This is a genomic window from Aeromonas sp. FL131, assembly GCF_049860615.1.
Lineage (GTDB): Bacteria > Pseudomonadota > Gammaproteobacteria > Enterobacterales > Aeromonadaceae > Aeromonas > Aeromonas hydrophila.
Window position 1 is genome coordinate 232,431 of the sequence record NZ_CP187595.1, and the last position, 12,384, is coordinate 244,814.

Consider the following 12,384-nt stretch of genomic DNA (forward strand, 5'->3'; position numbering starts at 1 on the left):
GTCTGCTATCAATCATTATCCGGCTCCTGCGATTGGCCGGCCAACCGCTTGGCCTCTTCGATCATCTCCTGCGCCCGCTTGCTTGGGCCAGCCTCGACCGGTGCCTGGGTCACCTGCTGGTAGCCCTGCACCTCCATCGGCTTGCGGCGGGTATAGCGGCGGGTCTTGAGGGCGCGAATGAACTTGAGCATCCACTGGTGCTGGGAGTCGAACACTTCGGGCCGCCCCAGCCAGTAGGCGATGAACTCGCCGAGATCCTCTTCGCTGTAGCTGGCATCGATCACCCCGCACAGGCGGGCGAGGGCCGGCAGCTCTGTATCCGGGCGCCATTGCAGGTGCATCTGGAACGGGCGCTCCGGCAGCGGGCTGCGCACCCGCTGGGTCAGCAGTGGCAGCTGGAACGGGCACTGATGGTAGTGCTCACTGTCGTTTTGCGCCTCGACTTGCAGCAAACCCGCCTCCATCAGCTCATCGAACAGCTCGGTCAGCTGGCGGGCATTGACCTGAAAGGAAAAGCCGCTGGGATCGCCCGGGTCGACCACCGCCAGCGCCCGGCCGAGTTCGGGGTAGTTGAGCCTGGCCAGCTGATTTTCCAGCACCAGTCGGCGCAGCTGCAGGGTATAGAGGCTGCGGGCCGGGTGGGACAATCTGGGATGGGCGAGGGCGCTGTATTCGGCAGGGGTCATGGCATGCTTCATTGACGGACGTGGCGGTATTATCCCCCATGGCGCAGCCTCATACAATTGATGGCATGCCCGGCACCGCCGGCGGGTGGTTGGCTCGCCCGCAATCGGGGTTGATTGTTTTCGTATGACGCTGTTTTTGGTCAGCCAAGCTGCAAAGAGGAGAAAAAGCTGAGTTTCGATGAGCATCATTAGCTGCTTTATTTCAAGCAGTTGGCCGCCAGAATAGCTAGCGGGCATGGATTTTTCGGCGATTATTCAATCATCTGATTGGTCAATGCAGTCGGTTATGGTCTAGGCTTGAGGCTAAATAACTGGTTGACTAATAAGAGCTTTATCAAGATGTCAAAAGCCGGACTACGGATCCTGGTGGTGGAGGACGAAGCGGTTTTTCGCCACTCGCTGGTCAATTATCTCGCTCACGATGGTGCCTGCGTATTCCAGGCCGAAGACGGTATTGAAGGCCTCTCTGCCGCCGCTCTCTATCACCCCGATGTGGTGTTATGTGATTTGAACATGCCCAACATGGATGGGCATGAGGTGATCGCCTGCCTCACGGCCCGCTACCCTCATATTCCTGTCATCGTCATCTCGGCCCAGAGCAAGATGGAGGCGGTCGAGCGAGCGCTGCGCGCCGGTGCCCGCGATTTCCTGCTCAAGCCCATCTCTGACTTCGGTCAGGTGCGTCGCAGCATAGAGCAGTGCCTGAGCGCCAATCACGGTTATGGACAACAGCTGGAGTTGATGGAGCACATCGACTTCTTTCGCGAACACGACCTGGCGGCGACCCGGCTGCTGGCCTGGTTGAAGCCGCCGGGCCTGCAGGAGTGGGGGCCCTGGCAGGTCACCTTTGAAGGGATGGGCAATCTGTTCATTCCCGATACCTTCAAGGTGGATGACAAGCTGCTGGTGCTGGTGATGGAGCTGCCGATCCTCGGGGTGGATGCCGCCTTCTGCGGCGCTCTGGTGCGCTCTCTGATGAACGCCCCGTATCGCCAGTTTCAGCGTGGCGAGAGTCTACTGCTGACCCAGCCCCACCGGTTGCTCGATTACCTCAATCTGCAGCTGGTCGAATCCGGCCTGCGCCACTCCTTCGCCATGGCCGCTCTGTTGTTTGATCAGGAGGACGGGCTGGTCTTTGCCAATGCCGGGCTGACTTCGCCCCACTGGCTGGTGCGCTCCGGCGGCCTGCCGCTCGGTCTGCTGCGTACCAGCCACTACGCCTTGCACAGGCGCAGCTGGCATGAACCCTTTGATCTGCAGTTTCGCAGTGACAGCGGCAGTGCCCTGCATGTGCAGGTTCGACATCATTGAGGCCGTGTCAGACGGCCACATACAAAGAGGGCGCCCAATGGGCGCCCTCTTTGTTGCTAGACAATCCGGACCGCTTAGACGGCGGCAGATTGCAGCTTCTTGTCGTGTTCCTGCGGCTCTTTGGCCGGACCTTCAGCACCGTGCATCCAGTAGACCAGGCGATTGGCCATGGTCAGCAGGATCAGCGCGCTGATCACGGCGGCCAGTGCGATGCCACCGAAGATGGCCATGGCACCGGATTCGCCGACGAAGGAGCCGATGAAACCGGCGGCATAGTTGGCCAGGGCCACGAAGCCGAACCAGGCACCCATCATCAGGGAGGCCAGGCGCAGCGGAGCCAGCTTGGTCACCATGGAGAGGCCGATCGGGGAGAGGCAGAGCTCGCCCAGGGTGTGGAACAGGTAGGCACCGACCAGCCAGAACATGGAGGTCTTGACGGCCTGATCACCACCTTGCTCCAGCACGGCACCGATCATGAACAGGAAGCCCACGGCCAGGAACAGCAGACCCATGGCGAACTTCACCGGGGAGTTCGGCTCTTTCTTGCCGAGCTTGATCCAGATGGCGGCCACGATGGGGGCCAGCGTGATGATGAAGAAGGGGTTCAGGGATTGGAACCAGGCGGTCGGCACTTCGAAGCTGCCGATCATGCGGTCGGTATACTCCTGTGCGTACAGGTTCATCAGACCACCGGCCTGTTCGAAGCCGGCCCAGAAGATGATGGTGAACAGACCCAGCACCAGGATGACCTTGATACGATCCACTTCCTGCTTGGTCAGCGGAGCCTTCTGCTCCTTGGAGCGCTGCTCGGCGGCGCGCTGGGCGGCCGGCACGCGGCCGATGTCACCCAGGAAACGCTGAGCCATGGTGGCCTGTACCACCAGGGAGAGCAGCATGCCGATACCGGCGCTGACGAAGGCGGCTTGCCAGCCATAGGCGGTTGCGGCAGCACCACAGATCACGCCGGCCAGCAGGGAGCCCAGGTTGATACCCATGTAGAAGATGGTGAAGGCACCGTCACGACGGTGGTCACCTTCCTGATAAAGGTCACCCACCATGGTGGAGATGTTCGGTTTGAACAGACCGTTACCCACGATCAGCAAGCCGAGACCCGAATAGAAGACGGTGTTGACCATGTCCGGGAACATGGCGTGCGGCAGCGCCAGGGTAAATTGGCCGGCGGCCATCAGCACGGCACCAAACAGAATGGCGCGGCGTTGACCGAGGAAGGTATCTGCCAGCCAGCCGCCGATGATCGGGGTGATGTAGACCAGACCGGTATAGATGCCGTACAGCTTGAGGGCATCGGCCTGAGTCCAGCCCATCCCGCCGTTGGCAGTCATGTCAGTCAGATAGAGCACGAGCACGGCACGCATGCCGTAATAGGAGAATCTCTCCCACAGTTCGGTACTAAAGAGCAAAAAAAGCCCTTTAGGGTGACCTAAAAAGGTCCCTTTGGACGGATTATTCATTGGAACTTCCACCTGTGTCTTATATTTTTTTAGAAATTTTATGCAAGGGCTAGGAACAAGCCATAATCCTTATAGAACAAGCGTGATTAAATTACAATATTATGATTTAGCGATATTTTATCTATCAATGGTTGAATATATGTTTATAAAATGAAAAAGGGCATCGAATGATGCCCAGTGTTTTATTCCATTAATAGGTTAAATATTCAGCTATTACAGCTGCTTGGCAAACTGTTTCAACCAAGTGATAAATTCGCCGTTCAGTTCCGGATGGCGCACTGCATATTCCACGTTGGCTTTCATGTAACCGAACTTGCTGCCGCAGTCGTGGCTGCGCCCTTTCATGAAGTAGGCATTCACCTGCTCCTGCTCCATCAGCATGGCGATGGCATCGGTCAGCTGGATCTCGTCACCGGCACCGGCGGGGGTCTTCTCCAGCAACGGCCAGATGTTGGAAGAGAGCACGTAACGGCCGACCACGGCCAGATTGGAGGGGGCCTCGTCACGGGGGGGTTTCTCGACGATGGCCTGCATCGGCAGAGACATGCCCTCGCTCAGCGCTTCTCCCTTGATGTCGGCGATGCCGTATTTGTCCACTTCGCTCTCGGGGACGGCTTCCACCATGATCTGGCTGATGTGATCCTGTTCGAACATGTGCACCATCTCGGCCAGGTTGTCCTGCTTGAGGTCGCTGGAGACCTCATCGATCAGCACGTCCGGCAGCAGCACCGCAAACGGGTTGTCGCCGATCAGCGGACGGGCGCAGAGCACTGCGTGTCCCAGACCTTTGGCTTCCCCCTGGCGGACGTGCATGATGGTGACGTCTTTCGGGCAGATGTGTTGCACCTCTTCCAGCAGTTGCCGCTTGACCCGCTTCTCGAGGGTCGCCTCCAGCTCGAAGCTCTTGTCGAAGTGGTTTTCGATGGAGTTCTTGCTCGAGTGGGTGACCAGAATGATCTCCTTGATGCCGGCGGCGATGGCTTCGCGCACTACATACTGGATCAGCGGTTTGTCGACGACGGGCAGCATCTCCTTGGGGATGGCCTTGGTGGCTGGCAGCATACGGGTGCCCAGACCGGCGACGGGAAGAACGGCTTTGCGTACAACGAGCGGTGTCTTTTTCATGGAGAGAGTCCAGAGATACAAAGTGGGCCCATGATACCCGAAGAAAAATAGGGCAGCCACAGGCTGCCCTTATGATGAAAGGGGTATGGATCGGTTACTTGACGATAATCATGTCCCGATTTGCTTCCAGCGTGGCTGGCCCGATGCCGCTCACATCGGCCAGCTGATCCACGGTAGTGAACTTGCCCTGCTTCTCGCGGTAATCGACGATGGCCTGGGCCTTCTTCTCGCCAATGCCCTTGAGCGCAGTCAACTCATTGATATTGGCGGTGTTGAGGTTCACCTTGCCGCTCTCCTTGGCGGCGGTGACCGTGGTTGCCGGCTTGGCAGCAGGCTTGTCGGCGGCCAGCAGAGGCTGGCTGAGCAGGGGCAGGCAGCTCAGCAGCAGGGTGGCGGTCAGGGTCTTGTAGTTCATGGCGTCACGTCCTTGTGTGGTTTGGTATGCCTATTGAGAATTAGCCGAGTCGCGCCACTTTTTGTCTGTCAGAAGTAACAGGGTTATAACTCAGCTGAATCGGCTATAACCCACGCCATTCCAAAATAGGTACACTGTGCTAACCATTTGACCAGGATGTCTTTTCTTATGTTTTTTCCCGCGATTTCCGAGCTGGAGCCCATCGTCCGTGCCGCCGGTGACGCCATCATGGCCATCTACAGTCAGCCCTTTGCGGTGGAGTACAAGCAGGACGAAAGCCCCTTGACCGCCGCCGACAAGGGGGCGCACGAGGTGATCGTGCAGGCGCTGGCCCGATTGACGCCCGAGATCCCCGTGCTGTCGGAGGAGTCCGATCCTGAGCTGATGAGCGCACGACTTGGCTGGTCCCGCTACTGGCTGGTGGACCCGCTGGACGGCACCAAGGAGTTTGTCTCCCGCAACGGCGAGTTCACCGTCAATATCGCCCTGATTGAAGAGGGAGCACCGCGCTGGGGACTGGTCTATGCCCCGGTATTGGACCAGCTCTGGTATGGCGGCAAGGGGCTGGGGGCCTGGCGGGTGGCTGATGGCAAGCGTGAGGCTATCCAGAGCCGACCTCATCAGGAAGGCACGCCCTGGCGGGTGGTGGGCAGCCGCAATCACCTCTCCCAGGCCACCCTGGATTACCTGGCGGGTTTTGGTGACATGGCGCGGGGCGAGATTGAACTGGTCTCCATGGGCAGTTCGCTCAAGTTTTGCATTATCGCCGAGGGGGGCGCCGAGCTTTACCCGCGCCTCGCCCCCACTTGCGAGTGGGATACCGGTGCGGCGCAGGCGGTGCTGGAGGGGGCGGGCGGCAGCGTCACCCAGCTCGATGGCTCGCCGCTGTGCTACAACAAGCAGGACATCCTCAACCCCTGGTTCGTGGCCAAGGCATAAAACGGGATATCGGGATACAAAAAGGCCGGAGTGGCGTGAACTGCCAGTCCGGCCTTTTTTATTTCGCTATTCGCGTTGGGTCAGAAGACCTTCTTGAACGGCTTGATGGTCACCTTGGCATAGACACCGGCCGCCACATAGGGATCGGCATCGGCCCAGGCCTTGGCATCCGCCTGTGAGGCGAACTCGGCGATGACGGTGCTGCCGGTAAAGCCGGCATCGGCCGGATCCTCGGCATCGATGGCCGGGTTAGGGCCGGCGGTGAGGAGCCGCCCTTCATCCTGCAGCGCCTGTAGCCTGGCCAGATGGGCCGGGCGCGCCTGCTTGCGCAGCGGCAGGCTGCCCTGGACATCTTCGGAATAGATGAGATACCACATGAGAGGATCCTTTTCTTGATGGCAGTTATTTTTTCATTTCATTTTTCTGCTCGGCGGGCAGGTGGCGATAGAGATAGACACCGCTTAGCAGAGTGAATACCAGGGTCATGCCAAGCAGACCGAATACCTTGAAGTTGACCCACATCTCCTGCGGCAAGTTGAAGGCCACATAGAGGTTGAGCAGGCCGCAGACGGTAAAGAAGCCGACCCAGCCGAGATTGACGCGATCCCAGACGGGATCCGGTGCCTGCAGCTCCTTGCCCAGCATCTGTTTGATCAGGTTCTTGCCAAAGCCGTAGCGGCTGATGAGCAGGCCCAGCGCAAACAGTACGTTGATGACGGTGACTTTCCACTTGATGAAGGTGTCGTCGTGGAAGAAGACGGTGAGGCCGCCGAAGAAGCCGACCAGCAGGAAGGTGAACAGCTGCATTTTCTCGACCTTGCGATAGCGGATCCAGCTGTAGGCGAGCTGCAGACCGGTCACCACCACCAGGGCGCCGGTCGCCATGTAGATGTCGTAGAACTTGTAGACTGCAAAGAAAACGATAAGAGGAATAAATTCAATAAATTGCTTCATGTCTGGCTCGTCGCCCTCAAAAGTGGACCGCAAAATTTCATTCAGTGTACCTGCCCGATGGGCAACGGCAAATGAATAAGACCGCGCATTTGCCGCCCGGTTCCTCAGCCAAATAGCTGCCTTGCGATCTCGGCGCCCAGCCGCTGCTGATCCGCCAGCAGATCGCGGATATGTCGCTCTTCGATGAGCGGATTGAGCAGCACGGCCCGCAGCAGGGTGAGCGGCTGGGTGCCGTAGCGACCCACGGCGCGCTGGGTGCGGGAGACAAAACTGTGCCCCTCGGCGCGCTGAGCCTTCTGCAGGGTGACGTTGAAGGTATTGACCTGTTCGTTGGCGGCCTCGTCCAGCACCTTGCCCTGCAGATGAGGGGGGATGCAGCGATAGGAGAGCAGGTTCATTACCGGAGCCGACATCAGCTCGAAGGCGGGAGCCTGGTCGATAAGGCCGGCCATCAGGCGGGCCCGGTCGTAGTTGGCCTCGATGAGGTCGGCATAACCCTGCTGGCCGAACAGCTGGAAGGCGGCATCCAGATAGAGCGCATTGGCCGGGCGGGTGCCCTCCAGGGTGAAGCGCCCCTGATCAAAGGAGCTGGCGCGGATGGCGTAGGGGGCCTCCCGCTTGACCGCCATCATCAGGTCCGGCTGGCGACAGAGCAGCATGCCGGTACCGAGCGGCACCAGCAGTTGCTTGTGGCCATCCAGGGTGACGGTATCGGCTCGCTCGATCCCCGCCAACAGCGCCTGATAGCGGGGCGAGAACAGGGTCGGGCCGCCCCAGGCGGCATCCACATGGAAGTGGATCTGCTCGCGCTCGGCGATGTCCGCCAGTTCAGGCAGCGGGTCGATGGAGCCGAAATCGGTGCTGCCTGCCACGCCGACCAGTGCCAGCACCTTGAGCTTCTGCTCCTTGCACTGGGCAAGGGCCTGCTCCAGCGCGGCCATGTCGAGCCGGTTCTGGTCGTCGGTCGGGAGGCGCCAGACGCTGCGCGCCCCCAGCCCCAGCAGATCCATCCCCTTGTCGAAGGAGTAGTGCATCAGCCGCGAGCCCAGGATGACGGCGCCGCGATAGCCCTGCTCATAGAGGGCGAACAGGTTGTCGCCGCAGGCGCGGTTGCGGGCCAGCCAGAGGGCGGTGACGTTGGCGATGGTGCCGCCGCTGGTCATGACGCCGAGCGCGGCATCCTTGGCATGCATCTGGGCGTCATAGAAGAGATCGTCGGCGCGATAGATGAGGCGGTGCAGCTTGGCCAGCACCTCCCGCTCCAGAAAGCTGAGCAGACGGGAGGACTCCATCTTCATCGGGTTCTGGTTGAGCATCACCACCAGGCGGGACAGCTCGGCGGTGAAGGCCGGTAACGGGGCCGTCATGTGGCCCATGTAGCGTGGCGAGGTGAGGTGGGATGCGCCAGGCACCAGGGTGGCCAGGCGTGCTAGGTACTCATCCATGGCGATGCCGGTGGCCGGCATGCGGGATTGATCGAGCTGGTGGGTGAACTGGTCGCGCTGGTAGGGAGCCTGACTGTCATCCGAGTGGTGGAAGGTCTCCAGCAGATCCGTCATGGCCTGGCCGAAAGCCGGATCCGGTAGTGCAAACAGTTCAGTCAACTTCATCAGGTTCTCCAGACCGGGTTGCCAGGGAGTCACTGGGTGGTGAGCAAGCGCGGTGGCAACAGCTACGTGGGCATCGGCCGCAGAGCATACACCAAAGGCCAGCGGGTGACAGCCATGCGCATCTCCTCAACACACGGCAAATGGCATGAAAATCACTTTAAGCTAACACTTGTACTCTGAAATGGCGGCAGCTAGAGTGAGCGCAGTTTGGGCAGGAGTATGCAATGAGCAGTGTGACGGATTATTCGCCCCGCGAGGAGCTGGCCAACCGCCTCAGCCACGGCCTGGGGCTGGTGCTGGGGAGCCTGGGGTTGGTGTTGTTGTTGAACAAGGGCTGGGCGCAGGGCCCTCAGGCGCTGGTCAGTTACAGCCTCTATGGCGGCAGCCTGGTGCTGCTCTATCTGGCCTCGACTCTCTACCACAGCATGGCGGAAGGGCCGGCCAGACGCTGGTGCAAGGTATTCGACCACTGTGCCATCTATCTGCTGATCGCCGGTACCTATACCCCCTTCCTGCTGGTGGCGCTCGACACGCCGCTGGCACAGGGGTTGATGGTGGTGATCTGGGGGCTGGCGCTGGCGGGGGTGGTGTTCAAGCTGCTCTTCATCAACCGCTTCAAGAAGCTGTCGCTGTTTACCTACCTGATGCTGGGCTGGCTGTCGTTGCTGGTGGTCTATCAGCTTTATATCCATCTGGAGGGGGAAGGCTTGCTGCTGCTCGGGCTGGGTGGTCTCATCTACAGCCTGGGGGTGATCTTCTATGTGGCCAAACGTATCCCCTACAACCATGCCATCTGGCATCTATTCGTGCTGGGGGGCAGCGTTTGTCACTTTATGGCCATTTATGGCTACGTCGCCTAACTAGCCCTTAATTGGTATTTTTTGCTGCTCAAATGGATAAATTCGTGCGGTATCACACAGTTGGCCGCGGCGTTTGCTGACAAGCTAGGGACAGTTCAATTCGCAAAGGATGCACGAAATGAGTGATATCGCGCTTTCCATCAGCATGTTGTCGCTGGTGGCAGTGCTGGGGCTCTGGCTGGGGAACTGGCGGGTCTATGGCGTCGGTCTCGGGATCGGAGGGGTGCTGTTCGGCGGCATCATAGTGGGCCACTTCGCCGGCCTCTCTGGGCTGGCGCTGGATGAGCAGACCCTGCACTTCATTCAGGAGTTTGGCCTGATCCTGTTTGTCTACACCATCGGCATTCAGGTCGGTCCCGGCTTCTTCTCTTCCCTGCGCAGCTCCGGTCTCAAGCTCAACGGCTTCGCCGCCCTGCTGGTACTGCTTGGCTGCGCCGTGGCGGCAGCCCTGCACCAGCTGTTCGACGTGCCGCTGCCGGTGATCCTGGGGGTCTTCTCCGGCGCCGTGACCAATACCCCTTCACTCGGTGCCGGCCAGCAGATCCTGGCGGAACTGGGCGCTGCGCCCGGCTCCACCGGCCTGATGGGGATGGGCTATGCGGTCGCCTATCCGTTCGGCATCTGTGGCATTTTGTTGACCATGTGGCTGATCCGTATGTTCTTTCGGATCAAGATCGACGAAGAAGCAGCCCAGTTTGAACAACAGGCCGGCAAGACCAAGGAGAGTCTGCAGACCATCAACATCGCGGTGCGCAACCCCAACATCCACGGTCTGATGCTGAGCGAGATCCCGAGTCTCGACGAGGCAGACGTCATCTGCTCGCGCCTCAAGCGCGGCGAGGAGCTGATGGTGCCGCGGCCGGATTCGCGCATTGAACTGGGCGACTTGCTGCACCTGGTGGGTGAGCGGCACGCCCTGCGCAAGGTGCTGCTGGTGCTGGGGGAGGAGGTGGAGACCTCGCTCTCCACTCGCGGCACCGATCTGCGGGTGGAGCGGGTGGTGGTGACCAACGAGCAGGTGCTCGGCAAGAAGATCCGCGATCTCGACATCAAGCAGAAGTACGACGTGGTGATCTCGCGCCTCAACCGGGCCGGCATCGAGCTGGTCCCGACCAGCCAGACCAGCCTGCAGTTCGGTGACATCCTCAACCTGGTGGGGCGACTCGACGCCATCGAGGCGGTCACCAATGTGGTGGGCAACGTGCAGCAGAAACTGCAGCAGGTGCAGATGCTGCCGGTGTTCATCGGTATCGGCCTTGGCGTGCTGCTCGGCTCCATCCCCTTCTATCTGCCCGGGTTTCCGGCGGCACTCAAGCTGGGTCTGGCGGGCGGGCCACTGGTGGTGGCGCTGATCCTGTCGCGCATCGGCAGCATCGGCAAGCTCTACTGGTTCATGCCACCCAGTGCCAACTTGGCGCTGCGGGAGATCGGCATAGTGCTGTTTCTGGCGGTGGTGGGCTTCAAGTCCGGCGCCGGCTTCATCGATACCCTGATCAACGGCGATGGCCCGGCCTGGATGATGTATGGGGTGGCGATCACCCTGATCCCGCTGCTGGTGGTCGGCGTGCTGGCCCGTCTGTACGGCAAGATGAACTACCTCACCCTGTGCGGCTTGCTGGCCGGTTCCATGACGGATCCTCCCGCCCTGGCGTTTGCCAACGGCATGCACCCCACCAGTGGTGCCAGTGCCCTGTCGTACGCGACCGTCTATCCGCTGGTGATGTTCCTGCGTATCATCTCACCCCAGTTGCTGGCCATCCTGCTGTGGGCTGGTGCCTGATATGAAGCCCTTGACGGGGGCACTGGCAGTGCTCCCGTCATAAAAATGCAACACATTGATCATCTTGGTTTTATTTTCTAACCTGAGATCGGTTTAAGCCAGCATTATCACGGCTTGCTCTTCGGATGTAAGATTCAAGGCTGGCTTGTTGTCTTTGTGGCAGTACGCGATCAGCCCTCCAAGCAGATTCAACATAAATCCATGCATACTCCTGTGCCGTGAATGCTCTATCTGCGAGATGTTTTTCAGCTGGTCATTGATTGTTTCAATGATGAACCTTTTGGATAGCATTGCCCTGTCAAAAAGCGAATGGACCTTTGGTTTCATATTCTTACGGTGCCCCGTTATCAATGTCACTCCCTTGGCTGCCAGCTCATCTGATAACGCTTGACTGATATATCCTTTATCGCCGTATAACCGGTCCGGTAAACAGGCTGCTAATTCCCTGACCGGTGCCCGGTCATCGACATTTGCTGGTGTCAGCTTGGCGGCAACCAGTCCGCCCATGTGATTCACAATGAGGTGTAATTTGAATCCATAAAACCAGCCCATTGTTCCCTTGCCTCGCTTTGCGACACCATCGAATACCTTGTGCCGGGGAATCCGCAGGTTATGACAGACCTTGATGCTGGTCGAATCAACAAATTCTATCCCGGTTGGGGTTGCCTTCAGCTGGGTGAAATAGGCACAGAGCGGGACCAATACGGATGGCATCATCTCGAGGAACCGGGTGTAACTGAGCAATTGAGGAAAATCCTGCATGTGATAGCGCCGGAGCAAACCGTTGTAGAAGTTTTTGAAATCCCGGTGGTGTGACATGTGGAAAGCAATGATGATGCACATTATCTCACTCGCGCTCATGCGCCCGGTACGCTGGCGTTGACGCTGACCGCTAACCAACAATTGCTGGTGCCATTGAGGCATAAATACGGCACAAAAATCATCAACATCACAGAAGAGTTCCAATAACTTGTCCATGCCCGTTCCTTTGTGGTCAGTGTCTTTGTCACTGCAGGATCAGATCTTGGAACGGGCATTGAGTTCATTTTTTACGCCGTTTTTTATCCCGAGTTCAGGTTTTCTATTCCCGCCGTTGTTGACCCTTCTGTTTAACCGACCGTTCCAGCCTCAAATCAGTCTATCCATTCGAATTTTCTAACTGGTTTCCGGCGCCATTCGCGGGCACATTAGACGGTGGAATATTGCATGCCAATAGAGATTCAGGAGAGAAC

General features: G+C 59.0%; 12 protein-coding genes. 4 read left to right on the top strand and 8 right to left on the bottom strand.

The features are described from left to right. Positions 1-8 precede the first annotated feature (8 nt). Positions 9-686, bottom strand: coding sequence for a DnaT-like ssDNA-binding domain-containing protein (locus tag ACPW75_RS01290; protein WP_077097220.1), 678 nt, complete (start codon positions 684-686; stop codon positions 9-11). Between the two features lie 339 nt (positions 687-1,025). On the opposite strand from ACPW75_RS01290, the gene ACPW75_RS01295 reads away from it, so the two are divergent. Then, the gene (locus ACPW75_RS01295; protein WP_077097218.1) at positions 1,026-1,997 is read left to right on the top strand and encodes a response regulator; all 972 of its coding nucleotides are present in this window, start codon (positions 1,026-1,028) and stop codon (positions 1,995-1,997) included. 74 nt (positions 1,998-2,071) lie between these two features. On the opposite strand, the gene ACPW75_RS01300 is transcribed toward ACPW75_RS01295, so the two are convergent. The 3 genes from ACPW75_RS01300 to ACPW75_RS01310 all read right to left on the bottom strand — a co-directional run bounded on the left by ACPW75_RS01300 (position 2,072) and on the right by ACPW75_RS01310 (position 5,009). Then, a complete protein-coding gene (locus ACPW75_RS01300) occupies positions 2,072-3,469 on the bottom strand; it encodes a peptide MFS transporter (RefSeq protein WP_011707249.1) in 1,398 nt (465 codons plus the stop codon). Positions 3,470-3,682: 213 nt separating this feature from the next. Next, a complete protein-coding gene (galU, locus tag ACPW75_RS01305) occupies positions 3,683-4,594 on the bottom strand; it encodes a UTP--glucose-1-phosphate uridylyltransferase GalU (RefSeq protein WP_039215911.1) in 912 nt (303 codons plus the stop codon). Between the two features lie 94 nt (positions 4,595-4,688). After that, a complete protein-coding gene (locus ACPW75_RS01310; RefSeq protein ID WP_017410999.1) occupies positions 4,689-5,009 on the bottom strand; it encodes a ComEA family DNA-binding protein in 321 nt (106 codons plus the stop codon). A gap of 168 nt (positions 5,010-5,177) precedes the next feature. Here ACPW75_RS01310 and cysQ point away from each other — a divergent pair, with 168 nt between their 5' ends. Continuing rightward, positions 5,178-5,948, top strand: a complete 771-nt coding sequence (gene cysQ / locus ACPW75_RS01315; protein WP_179101478.1) for a 3'(2'),5'-bisphosphate nucleotidase CysQ — start codon at positions 5,178-5,180, stop codon at positions 5,946-5,948. Positions 5,949-6,028: 80 nt separating this feature from the next. Here cysQ and ACPW75_RS01320 read toward each other — a convergent pair whose 3' ends face one another. From ACPW75_RS01320 to ACPW75_RS01330, 3 genes are all read right to left on the bottom strand, one after another. Beyond that, positions 6,029-6,325, bottom strand: a complete 297-nt coding sequence (locus ACPW75_RS01320; RefSeq protein ID WP_005309589.1) for a YciI family protein — start codon at positions 6,323-6,325, stop codon at positions 6,029-6,031. 25 nt (positions 6,326-6,350) lie between these two features. Then, complete coding sequence (locus ACPW75_RS01325) at positions 6,351-6,902, bottom strand: septation protein A (protein WP_024946223.1); 552 nt, start codon at positions 6,900-6,902, stop codon at positions 6,351-6,353. A gap of 104 nt (positions 6,903-7,006) precedes the next feature. After that, positions 7,007-8,512: an aminotransferase class V-fold PLP-dependent enzyme gene (locus ACPW75_RS01330; protein ID WP_077097212.1), complete on the bottom strand. Its 1,506-nt coding sequence runs from the start codon at positions 8,510-8,512 to the stop codon at positions 7,007-7,009. A 224-nt stretch (positions 8,513-8,736) separates the two neighbouring features. Here ACPW75_RS01330 and trhA point away from each other — a divergent pair, with 224 nt between their 5' ends. Beyond that, positions 8,737-9,372, top strand: coding sequence for a PAQR family membrane homeostasis protein TrhA (gene trhA, locus ACPW75_RS01335; RefSeq protein ID WP_077097210.1), 636 nt, complete (start codon positions 8,737-8,739; stop codon positions 9,370-9,372). Between the two features lie 118 nt (positions 9,373-9,490). Continuing rightward, a complete protein-coding gene (locus ACPW75_RS01340; protein ID WP_017411002.1) occupies positions 9,491-11,152 on the top strand; it encodes a putative transporter in 1,662 nt (553 codons plus the stop codon). A 93-nt stretch (positions 11,153-11,245) separates the two neighbouring features. Here ACPW75_RS01340 and ACPW75_RS01345 read toward each other — a convergent pair whose 3' ends face one another. Continuing rightward, complete coding sequence (locus ACPW75_RS01345) at positions 11,246-12,130, bottom strand: IS982 family transposase (protein WP_077097209.1); 885 nt, start codon at positions 12,128-12,130, stop codon at positions 11,246-11,248. Positions 12,131-12,384 lie beyond the last annotated feature (254 nt).